The following is a 26,515-nucleotide window of genomic DNA, read 5'->3' on the forward strand; positions in this document are numbered from 1 at the left end:
AAGGTGAGTCTGCTGAAAAACGAAGAGCAGAGCGTCAAACAGACGCCAAACCGATACTCGATGAGCTTTACGAATGGATGACAACTCAACAAGTGCTTGAGTCTAGCCCGCTGGGTAAAGCGATAAAGTACACGCTAGGCCAATGGCCGAAACTTATCCGCTATATCGATGACGGTCATTTATCGATAGATAATAATCGTGCTGAACGCGCAATAAAACCGCTGGTTATTGGGAGAAAGAACTCTGGCTCTTCTCGACCAATCCCAATGGAGCTGAAGCGAGTGCGATGCTTTACAGTATCGTCGAGACCGCGAAAGCCAATGGTCTTATCCTTTACGACTATATGGTCAAGTGTATGAAAGAGCTGGCGAAAGCGGAGCCAGATATCGATGCGCTCCTGCCTTGGAACTTCAAACACTAGCAGTGTCGCCCCGTGGGATCATGGGGCGGATACGCATCATGTTTAATAATGCCGTTGTTTACACAAAAGGATTGAATTTGACAATGAAAAAACTAATGAAAAACATTACTACCGTTAGTATAGCTACCTTAGCGGCTCTACTTCCAAATCTATCTTCCGCTGCCGAAACGACTAATGAAAATAACTTACTAGGCTATGCTGTTGCTTGGAAACAAACAGCAGCAGAATATCGAGCACTCTATTATCAAGGGTTCAATGTGGCGAAAATGCACATTGACAAAGCACTTTCGGAACACAAAAAAGGAGACAAACCTTTAGCTATTGTGACAGATCTTGATGATACTCTGGTACTTCCTCTTGAATATTGGGGACACTTAATAAAACACAACAAGGATTTCTTCGAAGATCCAATTTGGGATGAATGGGTTCCAACTAATGGTATGATCCCATCGTTTGGAGCAAGTGATTTTCTTGAATATGTGAATAGCAAAAATGTCGATATTTTCTATGTCACTTCACGCAATCAAGGAGCTCCGACATGGGAGCTAGCCAAACAAAATATTCTGGCAATGGGATTCCCTTTGAAAGACGACTCTCATCTGACTGTACTCATGGACACATCCAACAAAGAAACGCGTCAGAAAGAAATTTTAAAAGGCTATAACGTCATTGTCTTTCTTGGCGATAACTTGAATGACTTTAAGCGTAAATACTACATCAAAGGTGATGTAGATGGTCGTATAGCTAAAATGGAAGAAGATAAAGAGCTATACGGTAGCAAGTACATTCTTTTTCCTAATCCAACCGATGGTCATTGGATCGCAGCTATTTTTGGTGATTCAGAGCCACTTCAGAGTAAAGAAAACCGAGAAGTCCTCATTAACGCCGCTACAAAATCTGCTTGGGACGGCAACTAATTTTAAATGATACAACTAACATTTAAGCCCCAAGTGGGGCTTAAATTGAAGGGTGCTTAAAATCTGGTGTCAGCCAAATTGGGTTCGCTATGTTCCCCCTAATTATTGCTACACTTAAAGTAAGCAGCAACTGTAAACTCGTCAGTCAGTTGGCTAAACTCACCGATAGCCAATCTACTCATATAGCGATGTCGCTCAAAGGGGCAGATCAAAGGACTGTCAGTTCGGAAATTTTGGCGGTTTGGGTGTAGACCCCTGTATAAGTCTAAGGATATAACAAAGAAAAGGGCTTCCATTTGGAAGCCCTTTGCATATGTGAGCGGATTAGCCCGCAAGCACGTCAGTGGCGACCTTGTAGCTTGGGTCTTCTTTGACGTTAATTTCGACCAGACTACCCGCCTTGTGGAGCAGTTTACGGCAGTCAGGGCTTAAATGGCGCAGATGTAATGTCTTACCTTGAGCAGAATAGCGCTCTGCAAGGGTTTCAATCGCTTCGATAGCAGAATGGTCAGTGACGCGTGAATCTGCGAAATCGACAATAACATCGCTAGGGTCTTTGATTGCATCGAAAATTTCTAGGAAATTAGCCACTGAGCCAAAGAATACTGGACCGTGGATCTTGTACTCTTTTGAGCCTTCCTCGTTAATGCAGGTATCCGCGTAAATGTGTTTAGCGTGCTGCCAAGCAAACATCAGAGCGGACGCAATCACACCGACAAAGACAGCGATAGCAAGGTCAGTGAGTACAGTAACGACGGTTACCAATACAATAACAAAGAAATCTTGCTTAGGTACACGACGAGCGAGTTTAAAGGTTGCCCATTCAAATGTGCCGATAACCACCATGAACATCACACCAACAAGTGCCGCGAGTGGAATCATTTCGATCAGCGCGGAAGCAAACAGGATGAACATCAGCAGTGCAACTGCCGCGACGATACCCGACAGGCGACCACGGCCACCTGAGTTTACGTTGATCATTGATTGACCAATCATCGCACAACCACCCATTGCCCCAAATACGGAACAGGTCATGTTTGCCATACCTTGACCGATACATTCGCGGTTAGACTGGCCACGACTGTTCGTCATCTCATCAAGTACTGTCAGTGTAAGCAGAGATTCAATCAGGCCGATAGCCGCAAGAATGATGGCGTATGGCAAGATGATTTGCAGCGTCTCAAATGTCAACGGTACTGCAGGGATCGAGAAAGTCGGTAATGAACCTGCTAGCGTTGCGGCTTCATCCCTTGACATAGTGCGTAAGAAGTCAACAACGGTACGTGTTTCCAGATCTAAGCCAATAACTAGAGCACTTACCGTCACGATAGCCACCAGTGATGAAGGGACGGCAGTTGTGAACTTAGGTAAGAAATGAATGATAGCCATCGTAAGCGCAACGAGACCAAGCATCAACATCATCTGGTCTTGTGGTAACCAAGTCAGCATACCATTGATATCCGGTGCTTTAAATTGACCAAGCTGTGCTAAGAAGATCACAATCGCCAAACCATTAACGAAACCGATCATAACAGGATGTGGCACGATACGAATGAATTTGCCGAGTTTAAATAGACCAGCAGCAATCTGTAGGATACCTGCGAGCAAGATAGCGGCGAAGAGGTATTGTACGCCGTGTGACGCAACCAGAGAGACCATAACAACGGCCATCGCGCCTGTTGCACCAGAGATCATTCCTGGACGACCGCCAAAAATTGAGGTGATTAGGCCAACGATGAAAGCGGCGTATAATCCGACCATTGGGTCAACACCCGCGACAAAAGCGAATGCGACGGCTTCAGGAACCAAGGCAAGTGCAACGGTTAAACCTGATAAAACATCATTTTTTACAGAGTGTTTTGAAAATTGTGGGAATTCAAACATGTTTGCTCAGTTTGGCTAAGTGGTTATAAGTAGTCTGAATTGTATTTAGTCGTCACTGGGCAAAATGCAATGTAAAAGAGCAGAGTGACTAAATGAAATACTCTCGGTGGTTAATTACGTAGAGTATAGATTCAGGTCGAGTCGGCGAATGCTACCGAAAAGTGTGATTAAGTTCAAGATTGGAGCCAGTATTGAACCATATTTGTGATCAATAGATGCAAATCGCTTAATCAGTTTCATTGTAGGTGTTTGCTTACATTGAAGTTTGCAAGAGATAAAAAAACAGCCTCTAACTAGAGGCTGTTTATCAACAGATCAGTGATGACTAAAACTGAGGTTTGGTCATTACTGCGCCAGCTTGGTTTGTAGCAACTTGGCTGCCTGCGCCACGAGACTGGTAACGGTCTTCTTTAAGCGGAGCTGAGACTACAGTGATCTCTTTCATCTCTTTGTTGCCAGGGGCTTTTGCCATAGGAGCACTTGCGTGACCTTTAAAGCCTTGAGGTACCAAGATTTCAGAAGTTGTGGCTTCGATAACTGGCTCAGCTTGAATAACTGTAGGTTCAGATTGCTCTACAACCTCAGCTACTGGAGCCGTTTCAACCGCTTCAACCTCAACTGTTTCAACTTCAACCACTGCAACTTCAACGATTTCGTTTTCAACCGCTGGAGCTTCATCAGCCACTTCAGTAACCACAGCTTGTTGCGCTTCAACAATCACTGGTTCTTCACGGCGAATGATGACTTTGCCCATTGCCATTTCTGGGCAAGCGAAACCACCTAAAGTGCTCGTTGCTGTTTCAACGACAACCGCTTCAACCACAGGAGACTCAACTTTATCAGCCTTCGCGTGTTTAGGTGCTGGCTTAATAATACCGTAGCTTGGCATCACTTTACCCATCGCCATCTCAGGAGAGGCTACGCCACCCTTACGTAAACGGAATGGGTTAGGACGACGGTCACGACCGCGACGGCGACGTTGTCCACTAGCACGTAAGTGACGAGGCGAACGACGGTTACGACGTTGTTTTGGTTGCTCAGCAGACTCTTCTGCTTCAGCTTCCACAACAGCTTCTTCGAACATCTCTGCTTTAGCATCGCTAGCAATCAGTTTTGCTTCTTCGTCAGCTTTAGCTTGTGCCTCTTGATCTTTAACACGAACTTGCTTAGAAAGTTTGCGACGCTGGCGGCGCTCTTTCACTTTTGCCGCTTTCTCTTCAGAACGTTCTTTAGCTGCTTCTGGCTTCTCATTAAGTTGTGCATCAGCCGCCAGTTTCAGGCCTTCTTCAGCAACTTTGCTTTCCTTAACATCGTCACGCTTGTTGCGACGTGGTTCCTGTTTAGGCTTACGGTTTTGTTGCTGCTTACTACGTTCGTTCGCTTTTACTTCGCTCTTCGCTTCGTCACGTGTGTTCTTACGCTTATTATCGCGCTTGTCTTCACGGTTTTCGTTACGACTTTCGTTGCGGTTATCGCGGTTGCTGCGACGACGGTTATCATTGCGATTACGGCGGTTACGGTTGTTACGGTTACCGTCTTTACGCTCGTTCTGCTGTTGCTTCTCTTGATCCTGCTCTTTTTGTGAAGAGCCGAAAAGGAAGCTGCCTAAAGCTTTAAAGAAGCGGCTTACAAGACCAGGTTGTGACTCTTGTTGTTCCGCGTTGTCTGCTTTCTTCTCAGGCGCTTTTACTGGGCTAGGAGCAGGTGCTGACTGTGTTGGTGCCGCGAAACCTTTCAGAGCAGGCTCTTCAATTTTCTTAGGCTTAATATCAACTTCTGCAGGTTCTTTACCTTCAGCCTCTTTCATTGCTTCGATTTTCTGAGGCAATAGGTAAGAGAGAAGATCAAACTCTTCGCCTTCGCGGATACGGATCACGTCAAAGTGCGGCGTTTCCATATCAGAATTTGGTACAACAGTAATTTTAACGTCTTGAATGCGCTCAATGTAGTTCACTGAGCGGCGCTTCTCATTTAATAGGTAAGAAGCGATAGGCACAGGTACAACTGCAAGAACCTGAGCTGTATTGTCTTTCAATGCCTCTTCTTCAATCAGACGAAGAACAGACAATGCAAGAGATTCGTTGTCACGAACTACGCCAGTACCTGTACAGCGAGGGCAAATATGGTGACTTGCTTCTGCTAGCGAAGGGCTAAGACGTTGACGAGACATTTCTAACAAACCGAAGCGAGAAATTCGGCCTATTTGTACACGTGCACGATCCATGCGAACAGAGTCGCGTAGTCGGTTCTCTACTTCACGCTGGTGTCGAACTGGAGTCATATCGATAAAGTCGATAACCACTAGACCACCGAGATCGCGTAGACGAAGTTGACGTGCAATTTCTTCCGCTGCCTCTAAGTTAGTGTTTAACGCTGTCTCTTCGATATCACCGCCCTTAGTTGCGCGAGCAGAGTTAATGTCGATAGATGTAAGAGCTTCTGTTGGGTCAATAACGATTGAACCACCCGATGGAAGACGAACTTCACGTTGGAAGGCCGACTCAATTTGGCTCTCTATTTGGTAGTGACTAAACAGCGGAACTTCACCATCGTATTTCTTAACACGATTTACGAAGTCTGGACGAACCAAACGGATGTGCTCAAGAGCACGTTCGTAAATGGTGTTGCTATCGATAAGAATTTCGCCAATGTCACGACGTAGGTAATCACGAATCGCTCGAACAATAACGTTGCTTTCCTGGTGGATTAGGAAAGGTGCCGCGTTTGCATCTGAAGCCTGCTTAATTGCGCCCCAGTGGTTCAAAAGCACGTTTAAATCCCACTCAAGTTCTTCTGCACTCTTACCAACACCCGCAGTACGAACAATTAGGCCCATACCTTGCGGTAGTTCTAATGTGCTAAGTGCTGATTTGAGTTGAGTACGCTCATCACCTTCGATACGGCGAGAAATACCACCGGCACGAGGGTTATTTGGCATAAGAACTAGGTAGCTACCCGCAAGCGAGATGAACGTAGTAAGAGCTGCGCCCTTGCTACCGCGTTCTTCTTTTTCAACTTGTACGATTACTTCTTGGCCTTCAGTAAGCACTTCTTTAATGCTTGGACGACCTTGGTAGGTGTAACCTTCAGGGAAATATTCGCGGGCAATTTCTTTAAGAGGGAGGAAGCCGTGTCTTTCTGCACCATAGTCAACGAAAGCCGCTTCAAGGCTAGGTTCGATGCGAGTGATACGTCCTTTGTAGATATTTGCTTTTTTTGATTCATGTCCAGGGCTTTCGATATCCAAATCGTACAGGCGCTGACCATCAACCAAAGCAACACGCAACTCTTCTTTTTGAGTTGCGTTAATTAACATTCTTTTCATTGATAAATCTCGTTGTCATTCTTTGTTTTATTACTTGTCATTGCTATCGCTTTCATGGTGCCAGATCCCATGGCTTAATCTTTGCAGCCTCCCGGCTGGAGGGATGCGCTCGGGCACTTCAGTCTCACAAGCTTTCTCGTTTAGCTTGTGAGCCGCATTATTGGCGGTAAACACTCAACATGATCGGCGACGAGTAGGGTGACAAGATTGTTAATTTCAAAAATGTCTTACGCCGTGTGCTGCATTTTGGTAAATTAACGGGCTACTCAAATTATTGCTCAAAAATGAGTTGGTTTGTTTAAAAGGCAACCAAATCACTTATTGCAGGGGTGAACTATAGCAGTACCCATTAAAGTCAGCAATCTGCTTTATAATAATTCGCTAAAAAAGCCGATTTTATTTTCCGTAAGTATCTGTTTTATAGGTTTTATTGAGCCTAATTTATGAAATTGTAATAAAGTCGATGAATTTTTATTCGTAGCGGATCTTGCATCCATTATTAGTTGAGCCATTTTCCAATATGTTGCGAAGAAAATGTGATTTTGCGCAACTTTGAATGATAGAATAATCAGATGAGTGAAATAAGAACAAAAGTCCAGTTTGTCGACATAGACGAAGATATGGCGGGTCAGCGTATTGATAACTTCTTACGCAACCAGTTGAAAAGTATCCCTAAAAGCATGGTTTATCGAATCTTGCGTAAGGGAGAGGTACGAGTAAACAAAAAACGTGTCAAAGCGGAATATAAGCTGAAAGCTGGGGATCTGATCCGAATTCCACCAGTCACCGTTGAAGAAAAAGCCGATGAAGTCGCCCCTAGTACAAAGTTAAATAAGGTGGCTGAGCTTGAGCACATGATTATCTATGAAGATGATCATATGTTGGTTTTAAATAAACCTTCAGGTACAGCAGTGCATGGCGGAAGTGGTCTAAAGTTTGGAGCCATTGAAGCGTTAAGGGCGTTACGTCCAGAAGCACGTTTTCTTGAACTGGTGCATCGCATTGACCGAGATACGTCGGGAATCTTGTTGGTGGCGAAAAAACGTTCAGCGCTACGTCACTTACAAGCGCAATTTCGTGAAAAGACCGTTCAGAAGTATTACTTCGCTTTAGTCATGGGTGAGTGGAAAAGCAGTTGTAAGGTTGTCAACGCCCCTTTGCTTAAAAATGAAGTTAACAGCATTGTGCGAGTGAACCCTAACGGTAAACCATCAGAAACTCGATTTAAGATTATCGAGAAGTTTGCCGATGCAACACTGATACAAGCAAGCCCTATTACGGGTCGTACCCATCAAATTCGCGTGCATACTCAGTACACGGGTCATCCGATAGCGTGGGACGACAGATACGGTGACCGACGTTTTGATGCATACACGGCGAAAGTAGGGCTAGATCGTCTTTTCCTTCATGCGGCGAATATTAAGTTTCAGCACCCTTCTAATGATGAATGGATGGAAATTAATGCGCCGATGGAACCGAAGTTAGAAAAGACACTGGTAGGTCTAAGAGCAAGTACTGCTCGTTAGAGCACCTCAAACCCTTGGTTGCGTAACATATCAATCAAGTCGATCAATGGTAATCCGACCAAGGTGTTTGGATCTTTGCCTTCGAGTCGCTCGAATAGCGCGATACCCAAACCTTCACTCTTGAAGCTGCCAGCACAGTATAGTGGTTGCTCTTTAGCCACGTAACTTTCTATTTGCTGTTGGCTTAGTGAGCGAAAATGGACCGTAAAGGTGTCGACCTTAACCTCTGTCTGCTTGGTGAGGTTGTTGTGCACAGCCAGACCAGTGAAAAACTGAATCGATTGACCACTTTGTTGTGTCAATTGCTCAATCGCTTTTTGCTCGGTAAGTGGTTTACCAATGATTCGACCGTCAATCACACACACTTGGTCGCTACCAATGATCAAAGCCGTTTCTTCAACCTGACATGACTCTGCTTTTCCTTTGGCTAAGCGTGAAACTAGCTCAATAGGTGTTTCGTGCTCTAAGGGTGTTTCATCAAATTGTGGAGAGGCAGTAATAAATGAAACTGCCAATTTATTGAGCAGTTGTTGGCGGTATGGTGATGTTGAGGCTAAAACTAGTTGGTAATTCTGCATTTTAATTTACAATCTAACAGCGGGTTAGTGTGAGCTTAATCTATATTATGGTTGTGATACTAGCTCTCTTGAGGAGAAGGAAAAAAAGTACAACTTTTTGCCCTTTTTCTTTGACTCTAAACGATTTGGAAGATAAAATTCGCGCCCTATGCAAAAGGTAAAAATACCGCGTACGATTGATCCGTCACGCGCTGCTCAAAAGCGACTAGATGTTGAAGGTATTATTCAAGTTAGTCTCTTTAAGCGCTTAGAGGAATCAGTTGAAGGCGTTAAACGCGACGCCCAAGTGTCAATGTCATTTGACTTAGATGAGCAGCGACTCGTTGTTATCTCTGGTAAAGCTAACATCGTGGTCGACTTAGAGTGTCAACGCTGTAATGAGGTTTTCGCACATGAGTGCGACGTCCAATTCACTTATACACCGTATTACGGTGAAAAGACTGAAGAGGAAGCACCGGAAGAGTACGATTTGGTAGATCTGAACGAGTACGGTGAAATAGACCTAATACAGTTAGTTGAAGACGAGTTCATTCTAAACTTGCCTCAAATAGCAATGCACGATGAAGCGGACTGTAGCGTTGATTCAGATAATATGGTGTTTGGTAAACTTCCAGAAGAAATTGTGGAAGAAAAGAAACCGAATCCATTTGACGTTTTAAAAAGCTTAAAGAAGTAATTCTTTAAGAACTTACATAGGAGTAGGGTCAATGGCCGTACAAAAGAGCAAGAAATCACGTTCAATGCGTGGCATGCGTCGTTCACACGATGCACTAACTACAGCAGCACTTTCTGTAGACGCAACTTCAGGTGAAACTCACCTACGCCACAACGTAACTGCTGAAGGTTACTACCGTGGCAAAAAGGTTATCAACAAGTAAGGTTGACCTTTGCAAAATATAACCGTTGCACTTGATGCAATGGGCGGGGATTTCGGTCCTCGCGTCACAGTGCCTGCCGCCGTGCAGGCACTGTCGCATTTCCCAGAGCTAAAAGTGATCCTTATTGGTGATCAAACCGCGATCACGTCTCAATTATCTTCTCTTGGTTATAAACAGGATACGCGTTTGAGTATCCAGCATACTGACCGAGTGATCTCCAACTCAGAAAAACCTTCTCTTGCACTTAGAAATAGCCACGGCACGTCAATGGCCACTGCAATTGAATTGGTCGCTGAAAATCAAGCGGACGCTTGCGTAAGTTGTGGTAACACGGGCGCTTTGATGGCACTGTCTCGTTTCAAGTTGAAATTGTTACCTGGAATCGAAAGGCCTGCTCTTATCTCTGCGTTACCTACCGCCTCCGGGGGACGAACCTGGATGCTCGATTTAGGGGCGAATGTATCAAGTGATGCCGATTCACTGTTTCAATTCGCTGTCATGGGTAGCGCTCTGGCCGAGCAATATTTGCAGCGAGCGCCTCGTGTCGCGATTCTCAATATCGGCGCCGAGGAAATTAAAGGTAATGACCTTGTAAAGCGTTGCGCGGAGATGCTCGCTCAGACTCATTCGGTTAATTTTGTTGGTTACATTGAAGGTAACCAGCTATTACACGATGCCGCAGATGTTGTTGTTTGTGATGGTTTCGTGGGCAATGTTTGTCTTAAAGCCTGTGAAGGCACAGCTCAGCTATTTATTGATAAGTTAAAATCGAGCATGATGACCTCATCTCTAAAGGGGTGGATTGCAAGAAAATTATTTTCTGGCTTATTTAATGAGCTAAAAACATTGAACCCCGACCAGTATAACGGCGCAAGTTTGCTAGGATTGCGCGGCATTGTCATAAAAAGCCACGGAAGTGCTGACGTAGACGCAGTCATCAACGCGATTGGTGAAGCACTGCATGAGGTCAAACGACAAGTACCCAGTCGTATTAGCGATCGTTTGGAAGCGGTTTTACTCGAGAGGCATTATTAGTCTTCATGTATAGCAAAATTTTAGGTACTGGCAGCTACCTGCCATCTCAGGTGCGTACTAACGCAGACCTAGAGAAAATGGTAGATACTAGTGATGAGTGGATTGTTACTCGCACGGGTATTAAAGAACGTCGCATTGCTGCTGAGAACGAGACAGTTGCCGACATGGGTTATATCGCTGCGAAAAATGCGATTGAAATGGCAGGTATCGATAAAAACGATATTGACCTTATTATTGTCGCGACAACAAGTGGCAGCCATACATTCCCATCGTCTGCATGTCAGGTTCAAGCCAAGCTTGAGATAAAAGGTTGTCCAGCATTTGACTTAGCAGCGGCATGTTCAGGTTTTGTATATGCTCTGTCTGTTGCGGATCAACATATCAAATCGGGCATGTGCAAAAATGTGCTGGTGATTGGTTCTGACGCACTTTCTAAAACTTGTGACCCGACAGACCGTTCGACCATTATTTTGTTTGGTGACGGTGCGGGTGCAGTCGTAGTAGGGCAGAGCGAAGAACCAGGCATTCTTTCGACTCACATTTATTCAGATGGTCGCTTTGGTGAGCTACTCAGCCTTGCAGTACCTGAACGTGGTAAAGACGCTGACAAGTGGTTACACATGGCAGGTAATGAAGTGTTCAAGGTTGCGGTGACTCAGCTTTCTAAGCTGGTTAAAGATACGCTTGCCGCGAATGACATGCACAAGTCTGAATTAGACTGGTTAGTTCCACATCAGGCGAACTATCGCATTATTTCTGCTACGGCCAAAAAGTTATCAATGTCACTGGATCAAGTGGTCATTACCCTAGATAGACACGGCAACACGTCGGCGGCGACGGTACCAACTGCGCTAGATGAAGCCGTACGTGATGGGCGTATCAAGCGTGGCCAGACACTGTTGCTTGAAGCATTCGGTGGCGGCTTCACATGGGGCTCGGCTTTAGTCAAATTCTAAGCCAGACGAAATTTATGATTAAGGTGCTTAGTCGCATCTTTCTTACTTTGTTTTAAGGAAAAGAAAATGAGCAAGTTTGCTATCGTATTTCCAGGTCAGGGTTCTCAAGCTGTAGGTATGCTCGCTGAACTTGGCGAACAGTATGACGTAGTTGAACAAACATTTGCTGAAGCGTCTGACGCTCTTGGCTACGACCTATGGGCACTCGTCCAAAATGGTCCTGCTGAAGATCTCAATCAAACGCACCGTACTCAGCCAGCATTGCTAGCTTCTTCTGTTGCTATCTGGCGTGTGTGGCAAGAGCTTGGCCTTGAGCAACCAGCTAACCTAGCGGGTCACAGCCTAGGTGAATACTCTGCGCTAGTTTGTGCGGGTGTTATTGACTTTAAACAAGCGATTAAGCTTGTTCAGCTTCGTGGTCAGCTAATGCAAGAAGCGGTGCCAGCTGGCACAGGTGCAATGTACGCAATCATTGGTTTAGACGATGATGCAATTGCGAAAGCGTGTGAAGAAGCAGCACAAGGTGACGTTGTATCACCAGTTAACTTTAACTCTCCAGGTCAGGTAGTCATCGCTGGTAGTAAAGATGCGGTAGAACGTGCAGGCGCACTTTGTAAAGAAGCGGGCGCTAAGCGTGCACTTCCTCTACCTGTATCAGTGCCTTCACACTGTGCACTAATGAAGCCTGCGGCTGACAAGCTAGCGGTTGCTCTTGAAGAGATCGAATTTAACGCACCTCAGTTCCCAGTGATTAACAACGTTGATGTCGCAGCAGAAACGGACCCAGTGAAAATCAAAGACGCACTGGTACGCCAGCTATACAGCCCAGTTCGTTGGACTGAAAGCGTGCAACTGATGAGTGAGCAAGGTGTTGAGACGCTATTGGAACTTGGCCCTGGTAAAGTTCTCACTGGCCTGACAAAACGCATTGTTAAGACGCTAGGCGGCGCAGCTGTGAATGATGTTGCATCTCTAGAAGCTGCTAAGTAATAAAGAATTTAAGGAATAACGAACATGATGAACCTAGAAGGCAAGATTGCTCTAGTAACTGGTGCTAGTCGTGGTATTGGTCGCGCTATCGCTGAACTGCTTGTTGAGCGCGGTGCAACCGTTATTGGTACAGCAACGTCTGAAAGTGGTGCTGCGGCGATCAGCGAGTACCTTGGTGAAAATGGTAAAGGTCTCGCACTAAACGTAACTGACGTTGAGTCAATTGAAGCAACGCTTAAGACTATTAACGACGAGTTCGGTGCAATCGACATTCTAGTGAACAACGCTGGTATCACTCGTGATAACCTACTAATGCGTATGAAAGACTCTGAGTGGGATGACATCATCGACACTAACCTAACGCCAATCTTCCGTATGTCTAAAGCAGTACTACGCGGTATGATGAAGAAGCGTTCAGGTCGTATTATCAACGTAGGTTCTGTTGTTGGCACTATGGGTAATGCAGGTCAAGCAAACTACGCAGCAGCAAAGGCGGGTGTTATCGGTTTCACTAAATCGATGGCTCGTGAAGTGGCTTCACGCGGTGTAACGGTGAATACGGTTGCTCCTGGTTTCATTGAAACTGATATGACGAAAGCGCTAAATGATGAGCAACGCGCAACCACACTGGCGAACGTTCCAGCTGGTCGTCTAGGTGATCCACGTGAGATTGCTTCAGCAGTAGTATTCCTTGCTTCTCCAGAAGCAGCTTACATTACTGGCGAAACTTTGCATGTAAATGGCGGCATGTACATGGTGTAAAACGCTTTCCTGGCAGAAAAGATGAACTTTTTCATTAATTTTCACTCAAATTTCTGCCAGCTAAGTGAATTTGCACGATTTGTCGTCAACTAGGCTACTTATTGTCATAAAAATAGCCTATAGTTTGTGGTTGATGACGAGAACATGCGCAAGATTTGTGCATGATTTAAGTCAAAAATGTATTGAATTTCGGTTAAAATCGCTAAAATTGTGGTTTGACCAGCAAGGTCCCTCTTGCAACTTTCAGTAGTTCGAATAAACTACGGAATCATCGCATTAGGCGAAATCTGTAAAGGAAAAGAAAAAATGAGCAACATCGAAGAACGCGTAAAGAAAATCATTGTTGAGCAGCTAGGTGTAGACGAAGCTGAAGTTAAAAACGAAGCTTCATTCGTTGACGATCTAGGTGCTGATTCTCTAGACACTGTTGAACTAGTAATGGCTCTAGAAGAAGAATTCGACACTGAGATTCCAGACGAAGAAGCTGAGAAAATCACTACTGTTCAAGCTGCAATCGACTACGTAAACAGCGCTCAGTAATATCTCTCCCAGGCGGCCTTCTGGCCGCCTGTGTTCTTTTTAACACTTCTATCCTTCCATAGAATCATTTCAATTCCGGAGAATAAAATCGTGTCCAAGCGTCGTGTTGTTGTCACTGGCATGGGTATGTTGTCACCGGTAGGCAACACCGTAGAATCATCTTGGAAAGCCTTGCTAGCTGGTCAAAGTGGTATTGTAAATATTGAACACTTTGATACCGAAAATTTCTCAACTCGCTTTGCGGGCCTAGTGAAAGACTTTGACTGTACTGAATACATGTCTAAGAAAGATGCGCGTAAAATGGATTTATTCATCCAGTACGGCATTGCAGCTGGTATCCAAGCTTTAGATGACTCTGGTTTACAAATCAACGAAGAAAATGCACCTCGTGTAGGCGTAGCGATTGGTTCAGGCATCGGTGGTCTAGATCTCATCGAAGCAGGCCATACTGCTCTTGTTGAAAAAGGCCCACGTAAAGTTAGCCCATTCTTCGTTCCATCAACCATCGTTAACATGGTTGCAGGTAACTTATCTATTATGCGTGGTCTTCGCGGTCCTAACATCGCGATCTCGACGGCGTGTACTACTGGCCTTCACAACATTGGTCATGCAGCTCGTATGATTGCATACGGTGATGCTGATGCAATGGTTGCTGGCGGTGCTGAAAAAGCGTCTACGCCACTCGGCATGGCAGGCTTTGGTGCAGCGAAAGCACTGTCAACTCGTAACGATGAGCCACAAAAAGCTTCTCGTCCTTGGGATAAAGACCGCGATGGTTTCGTTCTCGGTGACGGTGCAGGCATGATGGTGCTTGAAGAGTACGAACACGCCAAAGCGCGTGGTGCGAAGATTTATGCTGAGCTTGTTGGCTTTGGTATGTCTGGTGACGCTTACCACATGACTTCACCTAGTGAAGACGGTTCAGGTGGTGCGCTAGCAATGGAAGCCGCGATGCGTGATGCTGGTATTACTGGTGTTCAGGTAGGCTACGTTAACGCTCACGGTACATCAACTCCAGCAGGTGATGTGGCAGAAATCAAAGGCGTTAAGCGCGCTCTAGGTGAAGAGGGTGCTAAACAAGTTAAGGTGTCTTCAACGAAATCGATGACTGGTCACCTACTTGGTGCTGCGGGTTCGGTTGAAGCTATCATTACTGTAATGTCGCTTGTTGATCAGATTGTTCCACCAACAATCAACCTAGACAATCCAGAGGAAGGCCTAGATATCGATCTTGTTCCTCATACAGCTAAAGAAGTATCGATGGAGTATGCAATTTGTAACTCGTTCGGCTTTGGCGGTACTAACGGTTCGTTAGTCTTTAAAAAGATCTAATTAGACTTTTTCTGGTTTAAAACGGCTTAATGCTTTGGCATTAAGCCGTTTTGTTATTTAATAAGCCAAGATTTTCACGCGCTTCGATGCCAGACAAATATAAGGAAGTGACATGTTCTTGGTTAACGGCAGTCCCTCTGATTTTATCTCTTTAACCGATCGATCATTCCAATACGGCGATGGCTGTTTTACCACTATGCTGACAAGAAATGGCACCATTCAATACTGGTCATATCATAGAGATCGCATGAACGCTTGCTTGGACTTGTTACAAATCCCTCATCCTGATTGGCAGCAGGTAGAGCAGTGGTTGGACAGAGTGGTGAGATCAGATAATAGGGCTGGTATCAAACTCCATATTAGTCGTGGCGAAGGGGGCAGGGGATATAGCCCTACTCAAGTGGACTCACCAAATGTTACTATTAGCGACTTTATTTATCCGCCTCATTATGAACAATGGCTAGAGCAAGGATTGTCGCTCGGTATATGCACTACGCGGCTTGGACACAACCCACTATTGGCTGGTCATAAGCACAACAATCGTCTTGAACAGGTGCTACTGAAAGCCGAAATGGATGGCGCTCATTTACCTGATGGTATTGCACTCGATATCGATGATCATGTCATAGAAACTACCATGGCAAACGTGTTTTGGCTTCGCGGTAACCAGTTATGTACTCCTGATCTCTCTAAGTCGGGGGTTTCGGGTGTGATAAGACGGGTCATTTTGGAGTGGGCCAAGGCGAATGGCATCGCAATCGAAGTCAGCAACTTCGCTTTGACAGATGTGCTAGACGCCGACGAAGTATTTATCACCAACTCAATTCTTGGTGTTGCACCGGTAAACCAGATAGGTGAAAAGACGTTTGCAATAGGAACAATAACTAAACGAATTCAGGAGATGGTTAACTCGTGATTAAAAAAATCACTCTTTTTCTGCTATTGGTAGTCGCACTCGCTGCGGCTGGCTACTTCTATGTTGCCAAGCAGGTTCAACACTATGTGGATCAACCTATAAAGATCGAACAAGCCGAAATTTTCACGATTGAATCAGGAACGAGTTTTAATCGTGTTTTGGCTAATCTAACCAAAGCTGATTTGATAGAAACGAGCGATATGGTTCAGTTCGTACGCCGTTTTCATCCCGAACTCACCCAGCTTAGGGCAGGAACCTACCTTCTTGAGCCTGGCCTTGATCTTAAGCAAGCCTTGATGCAATTTAAACAAGGTAAAGAGCATCAGTTTGCGATCACTTTTGTCGAAGGTTCTACATTCAAAGAGTGGCGAGAAATTTTAGAAGTATCGCCATACTTAGAACACGAGTTAATGGGACTCAGTGAGGCCGAAATCGCGGAGTTAGTGGGTTTACCACATCAAAAGCTTGAGGGTTTGCTACTCGCAGAAACATACCACTACACATTTGGTGCGTCCGATCTTGATATTATCAAGCGAGCTGCGGCTAAGCTTCAGGCAGTGCTTGATGATCACTGGGAAAAACGTCAGGCGAATTTACCCCTTAAAACATCGTACGAGGCCCTAATTCTTGCCTCTATTATAGAGAAAGAGACGGCTGTTGAATCGGAGCGTGAACGTGTTGCCGCAGTGTTTATAAATCGCCTCAATAAACGTATGCGACTACAAACGGATCCTACGGTTATCTATGGCATGGGAGACAAGTACGACGGCAATATTCGCAAAAAAGATCTGCGTACTCCGACACCTTATAACACCTATACCATTTTTGGATTGCCGCCAACACCGATCGCTATGCCTGGTGAGGCCTCCATCGCCGCAGCGTTGAATCCTGAAGATAGCAACTATCTTTATTTTGTCGCAAGCGGTAAGGGTGGTCACGTTTTCTCTAAAACATTGGCTGAACACAACCGCGCTGTTCAAGCGTATCTAAAACAATTAAGAAGTAACAAATGAAAAACGCAAAATTCATCGTTATCGAAGGCCTAGAAGGGGCTGGTAAAAGCACGGCGATTCAAGCTGTTCTAGAAACTCTCAAACAGGCGGGGATTGAGCGTATTCAGCAGACACGTGAGCCTGGTGGTACCGCATTGGCGGAAAAACTTCGTACCCTTGTGAAACAAGATCACCAAGGTGAAGAGTTGCAGGACATGACGGAACTGCTATTGATGTATGCTGCCAGAGTTCAATTGGTTGAGAATGTGATAAAGCCAGCCCTTGCTGATGGTGTCTGGGTGGTTGGTGACCGTCATGATATGTCTTCTCAAGCTTATCAAGGTGGTGGCCGTCAGATTCCTCATGAAACCATGCAGGCCCTCAAAAAAACTACCTTGGGAGATTTCAAACCCGACTTAACGCTTTATCTTGACCTCGATCCTCGTGTCGGCTTAGAGCGTGCTCGAGGGCGTGGTGAGCTTGACCGCATTGAAAAAATGGACATGAGCTTTTTTGACAGAACACGCGAACGCTACTTGGAAATTGCTGATCAAGATGATTCTGTTGTGATTATCAATGCAGAGCAAGCTATTGCAAAGGTTGCTGCGGATATCTCTGCCGTGTTAAGTGATTGGGTGAACGCGTAGCCTATGAACCAACTTTATCCTTGGCTGGCTGGCTTATGGCAGGAGTGGCAGGCAAATCTACAAACTGACCGTTTTTCTAACGCGTCTCTTGTCGTCGCGCAACAAGGGATGGGTATCGAGCAACTAATCGAGCAGTTTAGTCGGGCTGTGATGTGTCAAAACTATCCCGCTGAGGCTTGTGGGTTTTGCCACTCATGTCAGTTGATGGAGTCTAAAAGCCACCCTGACTATCACATCATCCAGCCTGAAAAAGAGGGCAAGACGATCACTGTCGAGCAGATTCGCCAATGTAATCGACTCGCGCAGGAATCGTCACAGCTATCTGGGGCAAGGTTGTTTGTTATTTATCCTGTCGAAGCGATGAATGAGTCGGCGGCGAATGCCCTGCTTAAAACGTTAGAAGAGCCTTCTTCGAGCTGTATGTTCTTACTGGTAACACATCGTTCACATTCACTATTACCAACAATTACTAGCCGTTGTCAGCAGTGGCACTTGGCCGCTCCTGAATCTCAATCGGTTGCCAAATGGTTAAGCGAACAGTCGATTGGTGAAGTGCCTGCTTATGCTGCCCATATTAATGGTAATGCGCCTCTCGCGACATTGACGTTTGTTCAACAGGGTAAAGTGAGTCACTATCTTGAACTCGAATCGCAGTTTCTTGCCCTATGCCGACAGCAAGGGGACGTTGTCAAATTGGCTAAAGATCTTGCTCAAGAGCCTAGCGAATCACTGAATTGGGTATGGTATCTGCTTGCAGATGCACAAAAGGTTCACTACGGTTTGCACACCTCGTCTTTTACACCAGGGGCTGCTCAAGTAGCACAGCTAGTGGACTATCAGAAGTTGTATACACAGACTGAGGAATTAATCAAACTCATAGAGCAGCTTAGACTACACTCCGGGTTAAATGCTGAGTTGCTTATTCTTGATTGGCTGTTCAAATTTAATGGGGACATATGTTCGTAGATTCTCACTGTCACTTAGACAAATTAGATTATCAAGAGCTACACAATGGTATAGAGGATGTGGTTGCTAAGGCGAAAGCGGCCAATGTGACTGATCTGCTGTCTGTTGGTGTTACGCTTGACTCTTTTCCTAATATGATTGAGTTGATTGAACCATACGATAATGTCTATGCATCTTGTGGTGTTCATCCTCTCGATGTTGAGAGCGATTTCGCACTCGATCAACTTCATGAATATGCCTCTCACCCCAAAGTTGTGGCTATTGGTGAAACGGGTCTTGATTACCACTACCAGCCTGAGACCGCAGAACTTCAAAAGCTGCGCTTTGAGCAGCAAGTTGAGTTGGCGGTAAAACTGAACAAGCCGCTCATTATCCACACTCGCAATGCACGTCAGGATACATTGAATATTTTGGCGAATGGCCATGCGGAAAAATGTGGAGGGGTTATTCATTGTTTCACTGAGGATCTTCCTTTCGCTCAAGCCGCAATGGAAATGGGTTTTTATATATCAATTTCTGGGATCGTGACTTTTCGCCAAGCCACCGAGCTGAAAGAAGTTGTGAAAGCTTTACCACTTGAAAGGCTGCTTATTGAGACCGACTCACCTTATTTAGCTCCCGTTCCTCATCGAGGTAAACAGAACCAACCAGCGTATGTAGTGGAGGTGGCTTCCTACATTGCACAGCTTAAAGGGTGTTCACTCGGTGAGGTTGGGCAAAAAACCAGCGAAAACTTCAGGAATCTTTTTTTGTGATAGAAAAAGAGATTTGTAAGAAAAAGGAGCACAAGCTCCTTTTTTTTTGTGTCCAAGATCACGTGCTACCGTTTTTTTTAGCCTTGTTTACTAAATATGTTGAAGATGAGAATTAAAAATGTACGGGTTGTAATTTTGTTACATGAAATAACAACCGTGTCTATTTTATTTACCGATCGAAATTAATAAGTGTCATTAATTTTATTAATAAAAACAAGATGTTATTAAGGTGAAATCCATTTCAAATCAGCTTTTGGATTGTGATCTATATATTAGTTTGAAACTAAATTTCGTAACTCGCTAGAAAGTTTGATTACCAGCAATATATATTTAGAGGCAGAAAATATACTGTCATATGTGGTTACATTTTCTTTGGGTGCTAACATTTAAGGCTACGGGGGTGTGCCGTTAGAGCCCAATAATTCTTATAATTTTTCAGGAGCATAAACATGTTTAAGAACCTTTTTGCTAACCTGCAAAAAGTTGGTAAAGCTCTGATGCTACCAGTATCGGTGTTACCAGTTGCAGGTATTTTATTAGGTGTAGGCGCTGCCGACCTAGGCTTTATTCCAGATATCGTATCGAATTTGATGGAACAAGCGGGCGGTTCAGTATTTGGTCAAATGGCACTACTGTTCGCAGTAGGTGTGGCACTTGGCTTTACTAACAACGACGGTGTAGCTGGTCTTGCTGCAATCGTTGGTTACGGCATCATGACTGCAACACTAGGCGTAATGGCTGGTGTTATGGGTGTTGAGAAAATCGATACTGGTGTTCTTGGTGGTATCCTAGTAGGTGGTGTTGCTGCATGGGCATTCAACCGCTTCTTCAAGATCCAACTTCCAGAATACTTGGGTTTCTTCGCTGGTAAACGTGCTGTGCCAATCATCACTGGTTTTACTGCGATTGGTCTTGGTATCGTTCTTTCAGTTGTTTGGCCTCCAATCGGTGGTGCTATCGCATCATTCTCTGACTGGGCTGCTCACCAAAACCCACAAGTTGCATTCGGTATCTACGGTATCGTTGAGCGTTCACTAATCCCATTCGGTCTTCACCACGTATGGAACGTACCATTCTTCTTCGAAGCAGGTACTTGTGTTAACGCTGCTGGCGAAACTCAAAACGGCGTACTTACTTGTTACCTAGTGGCTGATGAGGCTTCTCGTGCTGCGGGCAATGGCTTCGGTCAGCTAGCGGGTGGTTACATGTTCAAGATGTTCGGTCTACCAGCTGCTGCTATCGCTATCGCTCACTCTGCTAAACCAGAGAACCGTGCGAAAGTAATGGGTATCATGGCTTCTGCTGCACTGACTTCATTCCTAACAGGTATCACTGAGCCAATCGAGTTCTCATTCCTATTCGTTGCTCCTGTGCTTTACGGAATTCACGCTCTACTAGCTGGTTCTGCGTACGTTGTTGCTAACACTCTAGGTTTTGTACACGGTACTTCATTCTCACACGGTCTAATCGACTTCCTAGTTCTTTCTGGTAACTCTCAGAAGATGGGTCTGATGGTTGCTGTAGGTCTAGTTTACGCTGCAATCTACTACGTGGTATTCCGCGCAGTTATCAAAGCGATGGATCTTAAGACTCCTGGTCGTGAAGATGAAACAGAAGAGACTTCAGTTGCTACTGGTTCTGACCTAGCTGGTGAACTTGTTGCTGCATTCGGCGGTAAAGCTAACATCACTGGTCTTGACGCATGTATCACTCGCCTACGTGTTGCCGTTGCAGACACAGCAGCTGTTGACCAAGACAAACTAAAACAGCTAGGCGCTGCAGGTGTTGTTGTTGTAGCAGGTGGTGTTCAGGCTATCTTCGGTACTAAGTCTGACAACCTGAAAACAGAAATGGATGAGTGGATTCGTAACCACGGTTAATCTATCCCCATACTGATTAAAAGGAGGCATTAGCCTCCTTTTTACTTTCATGCTCTGAAGATGTATCGGTGTACGACTAAAAGCGCCAGCTAATCCCAAGATTTGCGGAGAATTGGTTCATCCAATCTGTTTGGAATTTAATCACGCAGGAGTCATTACTACTGTTGTTGAATTGGCATATTCCAGTGGTTTCGTTATCCACGACCGTTCCTAGCCAACGAATATGAGTGTTAAGCGCAAGTGAGTCTGACACTCGGTATTCAATTCCCGTAAAGATATTCGCTGAAAAACCTACTTCGTCTTTAACCCAATCCGCATTGATATACGATGCTCCAAGCCCGATACCCAAGTAAGCTGAGATTTTGTCCTCGACCGGATAGTAGATGCTGCTTTGCAGATGCAAGTAGTGGATGGATGAGTTGAGGTTGATGTTTTCCACTTCACTATTTTGCTGGCTGTAGAATAGCCCAATGCGACCGTTGTCAATATCACTTTCAATGGACAGAGCAAAGCTTGGTGAGTTGGTTAAGTCGAGTTTGTTCTGAGCTTGGTCTTCAACACTCCCTCCCGCGGTGTAGCCAATCCAAGGTGAAATGTGTATCTCAGCAAAGGCCACGGGACTGGTTACAAGTAACAGTATTGGCATGGTATGTTTGAGTTTCATTTATAGCCTCTTTCCCGATCAGTAATGTGCTAATTGTGACGCTAACATCATAATGCCACACAAAAAATACGTATTAATTGAAGATGGCTCACATAGATGTTATTACTTTGTTACACAATAAAGGAGGTGTCTATGCAACACGATCTGAAGTTTGCCCTAATCATTACAGTGACAGTATTTGCTGTTCTTCTCGGATTTGCTGTTACTGCTGTTATGACGGCGTAGCCATTCGATGAAAAACTGCGGTGTTATCACCAACGCTGCTGTACAACTCGATACTGAAAGGCTCAAAAAGTACACTGGCGGTAAGAATGCTTTGGTTGCTCAGGGAGGCGGCCAAAGGGGGATTTTTACCTCTGGTGTTCTTGATGCATTTCTCCTTTCCAATTTTGATCCCTTCCACTCCTTTTATGGCACATCGGCTGGTGCATTGAACTTGTGCGCTTTCCTATGCCGCCAAAGAGGTATTGGCCGCTCGTTTATTCTCGACCTGACGACTGACTCTGAGTTTTTCCACCTGTTTCGTTATATTCGTCGTAAGCAGTATCTTGGTTTAGATTGGGCTTTGGATAAGATTAGCGACTATCCGTACCGGCTAGATATAGATTTAGGCCGAAGGGTACTCGCAAATCGGCATGCCTACGCCGCTGTAACCGATACTGAGCGTTTGTTTGACCACTACCTACCAATGTTGCAAGAAGATTGGAAAAAGGTGCTCATAGCCACGTGTGCGATTCCTCGCTTGTATCATCAACCAGTACAGTTTCCTCACGGCGAGTATGTCGATGGGGGTGTTTCTGCTTCGATACCCGTCCAGGAGGCGTGGCGCAGAGAGGCGCGTTGCATCGTTGTCATTCGGACTGAAGGTGATGATCTATTAGATAAGCCTCCTGTTGAGACTCAGCAATTGGAAAATATGTGGTTACGTGATTCGTTTAATCTCATTCATGGTCATTTTCAGGAAAGGCTTGGACGCTGGAAACACGATTGGCACCTGTTTTTCGCCGAGCAGGTTGAGCGTGCTAAGCGGGAAAAAATAGAGCATAAACATCTTGAATCACTAAATGGTGGACGTTGGCTATTTGGTGCGGATGATGTTTATCGACTTAGCCATTTGTTGGGGGACAAGTTTGATTCAGGCCTAGCGGATATGCTGATGGTGCACTATCAAACCTATTCGTTGACCCAAGAGTTTTTGCATTCGCCACCTGATGACTGTTTTGTTATCCAAATTAGGCCCGAACAAGCGCTGAAATCGAGTTCACTAATGAGTGAGAGAGAAGATCTTCTGCATGACTACCAGACGGGTTTAGACGCTGGATTTCGTTTTGTAGAAGCGTTTTCTCAGTGTACTGATAAACTTGCCGTCGTATGTAAATAAGGGAGCTGATACGCTCCCTTAACGGTTGCAGAGTGTTGACTTGTTATGCAGCTAAGATACGCATACAGTTGGTTGAACCAACTACGTCCATCACATCCCCCTGAGTAATAATCACTAGGTCACCATCGTCTAATAATCCACGTTGCTTCAAGGTGGCGACAGCGGCTTCGGCCGTGGCGAGCCCCGTCGCTGACTTATCATCAAAGAAGACAGGGAATACGCCGCGATAAAGCGCCGATAAATTAAGCGTACTTTCATTGCGTGAGAGAGCGAAGATTGGTAGCCCCGAGCTCAAGCGAGACATCATAAGCGCGGTACGACCGGATTCAGTCAGTGTCACAATGCCTTTGATTCCACGCATGTGGTTTGCTGCAAACATTGTTGACATTGCAATCGTCTCTTCACCTGTCTCAAATACGGACTCCATTCGGTAGCTAGAACGGTTTACAGCGGACATTTTCTCTGCCCCTAAACAGACTTCTGCCATCGAGCGAACGGTTTCTAGTGGGTATTTGCCCGCAGCGGTTTCACCTGACAACATAACGGCATCGGTGCCGTCTAAGACCGCATTGGCTACGTCCATTACTTCGGCACGAGTCGGCATTGGGTTTTCCATCATCGACTCCATCATCTGCGTCGCCGTGATAACGGTTCGGTTGAGTGCTCGAGCTCTGCGGATAAGTTGTTTTTGAACACCCACAAGCTCAGGGTCTCCAATTTCGACCCCTAAATCACCACGCGCAACCATCACCGCATCCGAAGCAATGATGATGTCGTCAATGTTAGCTTCACTCTCTACTGTTTCGGCACGTTCCACTTTGGCGACGAGACGAGTTTGTAGCCCTGCATCGGTCGCGAGTCTGCGGGCATACTTCATATCTTCCCCGTTGCGAGGAAATGAAACCGCAAGGTAGTCAACGTTAATTTCGGCTGCGAGCTTGATATCTTTCTTGTCCTTCTCTGTGAGCGCTTCAGCAGAGAGACCACCGCCTTTTTTGTTTATCCCTTTGTTGTTTGATAGCGGGCCACCAATAATAACTTTGGTACGGACTTCTGTACCGCTAACAGCAATGACCTGTAGCTGAACACGGCCATCGTCAAGCAGTAGAATGTCGCCTGTCGAGACATCGTTTGGTAGTTCTTTATAGTCAAGACCGACTGCATCCTTATTGCCTTCACCCGGAGGTAAGGCGCTGTCGAGAGTGAAAATATCGCCGATAGAGAGGGTGATTTTGCCTTCTTTAAATGTGGATACACGAATTTTTGGGCCTTGAAGGTCTCCCAGAATTGCGACATGAGTGCCCAGTTTTGCAGCGATGTTACGAACTCGTGTTGCTCGCTCACGATGATCGTCTGCGGTTCCGTGCGAGAAGTTCATCCGTACTACATTGACCCCAGCTTCGATAATTGCTTCCAGCATGCCGGGTTGATCGGTAGAAGGTCCTAGAGTAGAGACAATTTTTGTTCTTCTTTGGATTGCAGTCATTCGGATCTCCTTGGTTTGACTTTGCCGCGTACTCGTTAACGTGCGGCACCTGTGCTTTTTTCCGTACTTACGTCAGGTTAGCTATAAGTATATACCTGAGTAAAATCTGTGCTAATAAATCACATTACAATTCGATGTCGGTCTGTGAAAAGGTGATTGAAGAGATATTTATTAACGCAAAAAAATGCGAATCGATTTGTGATAAATCCTTCGCTATTTGATTAGGAACACAAAGAATCATGTTTATACGTGACACTTGTCACGGCAATCTATCAAAGCTCTTCACAATTACTTCGCAAAGTAAAAAAATTGTCGAGTTGTTGATATTTGGAGCACTCTATGTACATGGCTCAACCCGGCCATATTGATCATATCAAGCAGGTCAATGCTGGCCGCGTATATAAACTTATTGATCAAAAAGGACCTATTTCGCGGATTGACCTCTCCAAACAGAGTGAGCTGGCGCCAGCTAGCATTACCAAAATCACCCGAGAGCTCATCGAAGTACATCTTATTCATGAAACCACGGTTCAAGAAGCGACCAGTCGTGGGCGTCCTGCTGTTGGTTTGCAAGTCAACAATGAAGGTTGGCAGTTCCTATCTATGCGTCTTGGACGTGGCTACTTAACAATCGCTTTGCATGAGCTGGGTGGGGGCGTTCTAATCGACACCAAAATCGATATCCATGAAGTGGACCAAGATGATGTTCTCGCTCGCTTACTTCATGAAATTGATGAGTTTTTTCAAACCTACTCAGAGCAGTTAGATCGCGTAACCAGTATCGCGATTACTTTGCCAGGTCTCGTTAACTCTGAGCAGGGGATAGTGTTGCAGATGCCGCACTACAATGTTGAGAATCTGCCGTTAGGGCCAGAAATATATAAGGCGACGGGGTTGCCAGTATTTATTGCCAACGATACGCGCGCATGGGCTTTAGCTGAAAAGCTGTTCGGTCATTCGCAAGATAATGAGAATTCGGTTCTGATCTCAATTCACCACGGCTTAGGTGCGGGGATTGTGCTGGATGGACGCGTACTGCAAGGGCGTCATGGCAATATTGGTGAACTCGGTCATATCCAAATCGATCCCAATGGCAAGTTATGTCATTGTGGAAACCGTGGGTGTCTAGAAACGGTTGCCAGTTCTCAGGCAATTAGGGGGGAGGTGACCCAGCGTATCGCTCAGGGCGAAGCTTCTTCCCTGTCGGAAATAGAAGAGATCACCGTAGAAGATATCTGTGAAGCGGCTGAAAATGGCGACCCGCTCGCTGTTGATGTGATTGAAAAACTTGGCCGTTACCTTGGCTCTGCGATTGCAATTGTGATTAACCTCTTCAACCCAGAAAAGGTGTTGATTGGTGGGGTGATTAACCAAGCGAAAGAAGTACTTTACCCTGCGATTCAAACTTGTATTGAAGAGCAAAGCTTACCCGTGTATCACCAAGACTTAGAGCTGGTAGAGTCACGTTTCTATAAGCAGGCGACGATGCCTGGAGCGGCATTAATCAAGCAAGCTCTTTATGATGGTCTATTGTTGATGAAGGTTATCGAAGGATAGTAGTTTCTGAGCTGTAGTTCCTTTATCTTTCTAGTAAACCCATATAATCTTGAATGATATATGGGTTTATTTTTATGTTAGTCTTGCTATAGACTACTTTTGTTATATACACATCGGTCGAGAAGTA

24 protein-coding genes and 1 pseudogene are annotated in these 26,515 nt (G+C 45.2%); 20 read left to right on the top strand and 5 right to left on the bottom strand.

Translation table 11 applies throughout. From position 1 onward, the window contains the following. Nucleotides 1-421: pseudogene (locus tag QTN94_RS04995) on the top strand (IS66 family transposase); the annotation flags it as partial. A gap of 38 nt (nt 422-459) precedes the next feature. Beyond that, on the top strand, nt 460-1,338 hold the full coding sequence (locus QTN94_RS05000) for a 5'-nucleotidase, lipoprotein e(P4) family (RefSeq protein ID WP_331427100.1): 879 nt from the start codon (nt 460-462) through the stop codon (nt 1,336-1,338). Between the two features lie 324 nt (nt 1,339-1,662). Here the strand turns inward: QTN94_RS05000 and QTN94_RS05005 are convergent, their stop codons facing one another. Together QTN94_RS05005 and rne are read right to left on the bottom strand one after the other, a co-directional pair. Next, on the bottom strand, nt 1,663-3,222 hold the full coding sequence (locus QTN94_RS05005; RefSeq protein ID WP_331427102.1) for a SulP family inorganic anion transporter: 1,560 nt from the start codon (nt 3,220-3,222) through the stop codon (nt 1,663-1,665). A gap of 325 nt (nt 3,223-3,547) precedes the next feature. After that, on the bottom strand, nt 3,548-6,547 hold the full coding sequence (gene rne, locus QTN94_RS05010; RefSeq protein ID WP_331427103.1) for a ribonuclease E: 3,000 nt from the start codon (nt 6,545-6,547) through the stop codon (nt 3,548-3,550). A gap of 572 nt (nt 6,548-7,119) precedes the next feature. Between rne and rluC the strand changes: the two genes are divergently transcribed. Then, nucleotides 7,120-8,073, top strand: a complete 954-nt coding sequence (gene rluC, locus QTN94_RS05015) for a 23S rRNA pseudouridine(955/2504/2580) synthase RluC (protein ID WP_331427104.1) — start codon at nt 7,120-7,122, stop codon at nt 8,071-8,073. Here rluC and QTN94_RS05020 read toward each other — a convergent pair. Beyond that, complete coding sequence (locus QTN94_RS05020; protein WP_331418287.1) at nt 8,070-8,651, bottom strand: Maf family protein; 582 nt, start codon at nt 8,649-8,651, stop codon at nt 8,070-8,072. The two genes, rluC and QTN94_RS05020, sit on opposite strands and share 4 nt — an antisense overlap. 148 nt (nt 8,652-8,799) lie before the next feature. Between QTN94_RS05020 and yceD the strand changes: the two genes are divergently transcribed. The 14 genes from yceD (at nt 8,800) to ptsG (ending at nt 21,300) form a co-directional block, all read left to right on the top strand. Beyond that, complete coding sequence (yceD, locus tag QTN94_RS05025; RefSeq protein ID WP_138970790.1) at nt 8,800-9,327, top strand: 23S rRNA accumulation protein YceD; 528 nt, start codon at nt 8,800-8,802, stop codon at nt 9,325-9,327. A 31-nt stretch (nt 9,328-9,358) separates the two neighbouring features. After that, the gene (gene rpmF, locus QTN94_RS05030) at nt 9,359-9,529 is read left to right on the top strand and encodes a 50S ribosomal protein L32 (protein WP_004414666.1); all 171 of its coding nucleotides are present in this window, start codon (nt 9,359-9,361) and stop codon (nt 9,527-9,529) included. Nucleotides 9,530-9,538: 9 nt separating this feature from the next. After that, nucleotides 9,539-10,564: a phosphate acyltransferase PlsX gene (gene plsX / locus QTN94_RS05035; protein WP_138970791.1), complete on the top strand. Its 1,026-nt coding sequence runs from the start codon at nt 9,539-9,541 to the stop codon at nt 10,562-10,564. A gap of 5 nt (nt 10,565-10,569) precedes the next feature. After that, the gene (locus QTN94_RS05040) at nt 10,570-11,520 is read left to right on the top strand and encodes a beta-ketoacyl-ACP synthase III (protein ID WP_331427105.1); all 951 of its coding nucleotides are present in this window, start codon (nt 10,570-10,572) and stop codon (nt 11,518-11,520) included. A gap of 66 nt (nt 11,521-11,586) precedes the next feature. Continuing rightward, entirely contained in the window at nt 11,587-12,510 is a 924-nt protein-coding gene (gene fabD, locus QTN94_RS05045; RefSeq protein WP_331427107.1) for an ACP S-malonyltransferase, read from the top strand. Nucleotides 12,511-12,537: 27 nt separating this feature from the next. Further along, entirely contained in the window at nt 12,538-13,272 is a 735-nt protein-coding gene (gene fabG, locus QTN94_RS05050; protein WP_331418293.1) for a 3-oxoacyl-ACP reductase FabG, read from the top strand. A 306-nt stretch (nt 13,273-13,578) separates the two neighbouring features. Next, nucleotides 13,579-13,812, top strand: coding sequence for an acyl carrier protein (gene acpP, locus QTN94_RS05055; protein WP_004406112.1), 234 nt, complete (start codon nt 13,579-13,581; stop codon nt 13,810-13,812). Nucleotides 13,813-13,902: 90 nt separating this feature from the next. Beyond that, nucleotides 13,903-15,144, top strand: coding sequence for a beta-ketoacyl-ACP synthase II (fabF, locus tag QTN94_RS05060; RefSeq protein WP_138970795.1), 1,242 nt, complete (start codon nt 13,903-13,905; stop codon nt 15,142-15,144). Between the two features lie 112 nt (nt 15,145-15,256). Next, on the top strand, nt 15,257-16,060 hold the full coding sequence (pabC, locus tag QTN94_RS05065; RefSeq protein WP_331427109.1) for an aminodeoxychorismate lyase: 804 nt from the start codon (nt 15,257-15,259) through the stop codon (nt 16,058-16,060). Further along, on the top strand, nt 16,057-17,073 hold the full coding sequence (gene mltG, locus QTN94_RS05070) for an endolytic transglycosylase MltG (protein ID WP_138970797.1): 1,017 nt from the start codon (nt 16,057-16,059) through the stop codon (nt 17,071-17,073). The genes pabC and mltG overlap by 4 nt, the downstream gene beginning before the upstream one ends. Continuing rightward, nucleotides 17,070-17,699, top strand: coding sequence for a dTMP kinase (tmk, locus tag QTN94_RS05075; protein WP_331418283.1), 630 nt, complete (start codon nt 17,070-17,072; stop codon nt 17,697-17,699). The genes mltG and tmk overlap by 4 nt, the downstream gene beginning before the upstream one ends. A gap of 3 nt (nt 17,700-17,702) precedes the next feature. Beyond that, the gene (gene holB / locus QTN94_RS05080) at nt 17,703-18,665 is read left to right on the top strand and encodes a DNA polymerase III subunit delta' (protein WP_331418282.1); all 963 of its coding nucleotides are present in this window, start codon (nt 17,703-17,705) and stop codon (nt 18,663-18,665) included. After that, the gene (locus QTN94_RS05085; protein ID WP_331418281.1) at nt 18,656-19,420 is read left to right on the top strand and encodes a TatD family hydrolase; all 765 of its coding nucleotides are present in this window, start codon (nt 18,656-18,658) and stop codon (nt 19,418-19,420) included. Before holB ends, QTN94_RS05085 begins: the two co-directional genes overlap by 10 nt. Nucleotides 19,421-19,869: 449 nt before the next feature. Next, nucleotides 19,870-21,300: a PTS glucose transporter subunit IIBC gene (gene ptsG / locus QTN94_RS05090; protein ID WP_269376026.1), complete on the top strand. Its 1,431-nt coding sequence runs from the start codon at nt 19,870-19,872 to the stop codon at nt 21,298-21,300. A gap of 76 nt (nt 21,301-21,376) precedes the next feature. Here the strand turns inward: ptsG and QTN94_RS05095 are convergent, their stop codons facing one another. After that, nucleotides 21,377-21,964: an outer membrane protein gene (locus tag QTN94_RS05095; protein WP_331427111.1), complete on the bottom strand. Its 588-nt coding sequence runs from the start codon at nt 21,962-21,964 to the stop codon at nt 21,377-21,379. 132 nt (nt 21,965-22,096) lie between these two features. On the opposite strand from QTN94_RS05095, the gene cydH reads away from it, so the two are divergent. Next, on the top strand, nt 22,097-22,189 hold the full coding sequence (gene cydH, locus QTN94_RS05100) for a cytochrome bd-I oxidase subunit CydH (RefSeq protein ID WP_138970803.1): 93 nt from the start codon (nt 22,097-22,099) through the stop codon (nt 22,187-22,189). Nucleotides 22,190-22,196: 7 nt separating this feature from the next. After that, a complete protein-coding gene (locus tag QTN94_RS05105; RefSeq protein ID WP_331427114.1) occupies nt 22,197-23,345 on the top strand; it encodes a patatin-like phospholipase family protein in 1,149 nt (382 codons plus the stop codon). Nucleotides 23,346-23,388: 43 nt separating this feature from the next. Here QTN94_RS05105 and pyk read toward each other — a convergent pair whose 3' ends face one another. After that, the gene (gene pyk, locus QTN94_RS05110) at nt 23,389-24,831 is read right to left on the bottom strand and encodes a pyruvate kinase (protein ID WP_331417254.1); all 1,443 of its coding nucleotides are present in this window, start codon (nt 24,829-24,831) and stop codon (nt 23,389-23,391) included. Between the two features lie 339 nt (nt 24,832-25,170). Here pyk and mlc point away from each other — a divergent pair, with 339 nt between their 5' ends. After that, the gene (gene mlc / locus QTN94_RS05115) at nt 25,171-26,388 is read left to right on the top strand and encodes a sugar metabolism global transcriptional regulator Mlc (protein WP_331417255.1); all 1,218 of its coding nucleotides are present in this window, start codon (nt 25,171-25,173) and stop codon (nt 26,386-26,388) included. Nucleotides 26,389-26,515: the final 127 nt, after the last annotated feature.

This window comes from Vibrio sp. M250220, assembly GCF_036533795.1.
Lineage (GTDB): Bacteria > Pseudomonadota > Gammaproteobacteria > Enterobacterales > Vibrionaceae > Vibrio.

Excerpts from the sequence above, each read along its gene's own strand:
- cydH (WP_138970803.1), top strand. The coding sequence starts at position 22,097 with ATGCAACACGATCTGAAGTTTGCCCTAATCATTACAGTGACAGTATTT.
- yceD (WP_138970790.1), top strand. The coding sequence starts at position 8,800 with ATGCAAAAGGTAAAAATACCGCGTACGATTGATCCGTCACGCGCTGCT.
- rluC (WP_331427104.1), top strand. The coding sequence starts at position 7,120 with ATGAGTGAAATAAGAACAAAAGTCCAGTTTGTCGACATAGACGAAGAT.
- pyk (WP_331417254.1), bottom strand. The coding sequence starts at position 24,831 with ATGACTGCAATCCAAAGAAGAACAAAAATTGTCTCTACTCTAGGACCT.
- fabD (WP_331427107.1), top strand. The coding sequence starts at position 11,587 with ATGAGCAAGTTTGCTATCGTATTTCCAGGTCAGGGTTCTCAAGCTGTA.
- QTN94_RS05020 (WP_331418287.1), bottom strand. The coding sequence starts at position 8,651 with ATGCAGAATTACCAACTAGTTTTAGCCTCAACATCACCATACCGCCAA.
- fabG (WP_331418293.1), top strand. The coding sequence starts at position 12,538 with ATGAACCTAGAAGGCAAGATTGCTCTAGTAACTGGTGCTAGTCGTGGT.
- QTN94_RS05005 (WP_331427102.1), bottom strand. The coding sequence starts at position 3,222 with ATGTTTGAATTCCCACAATTTTCAAAACACTCTGTAAAAAATGATGTT.
- acpP (WP_004406112.1), top strand. The coding sequence starts at position 13,579 with ATGAGCAACATCGAAGAACGCGTAAAGAAAATCATTGTTGAGCAGCTA.
- pabC (WP_331427109.1), top strand. The coding sequence starts at position 15,257 with ATGTTCTTGGTTAACGGCAGTCCCTCTGATTTTATCTCTTTAACCGAT.
- QTN94_RS05040 (WP_331427105.1), top strand. The coding sequence starts at position 10,570 with ATGTATAGCAAAATTTTAGGTACTGGCAGCTACCTGCCATCTCAGGTG.
- QTN94_RS05105 (WP_331427114.1), top strand. The coding sequence starts at position 22,197 with ATGAAAAACTGCGGTGTTATCACCAACGCTGCTGTACAACTCGATACT.
- holB (WP_331418282.1), top strand. The coding sequence starts at position 17,703 with ATGAACCAACTTTATCCTTGGCTGGCTGGCTTATGGCAGGAGTGGCAG.
- mlc (WP_331417255.1), top strand. The coding sequence starts at position 25,171 with ATGTACATGGCTCAACCCGGCCATATTGATCATATCAAGCAGGTCAAT.
- QTN94_RS05000 (WP_331427100.1), top strand. The coding sequence starts at position 460 with ATGTTTAATAATGCCGTTGTTTACACAAAAGGATTGAATTTGACAATG.
- rpmF (WP_004414666.1), top strand. The coding sequence starts at position 9,359 with ATGGCCGTACAAAAGAGCAAGAAATCACGTTCAATGCGTGGCATGCGT.
- tmk (WP_331418283.1), top strand. The coding sequence starts at position 17,070 with ATGAAAAACGCAAAATTCATCGTTATCGAAGGCCTAGAAGGGGCTGGT.
- QTN94_RS05085 (WP_331418281.1), top strand. The coding sequence starts at position 18,656 with ATGTTCGTAGATTCTCACTGTCACTTAGACAAATTAGATTATCAAGAG.
- ptsG (WP_269376026.1), top strand. The coding sequence starts at position 19,870 with ATGTTTAAGAACCTTTTTGCTAACCTGCAAAAAGTTGGTAAAGCTCTG.
- rne (WP_331427103.1), bottom strand. The coding sequence starts at position 6,547 with ATGAAAAGAATGTTAATTAACGCAACTCAAAAAGAAGAGTTGCGTGTT.
- QTN94_RS05095 (WP_331427111.1), bottom strand. The coding sequence starts at position 21,964 with ATGAAACTCAAACATACCATGCCAATACTGTTACTTGTAACCAGTCCC.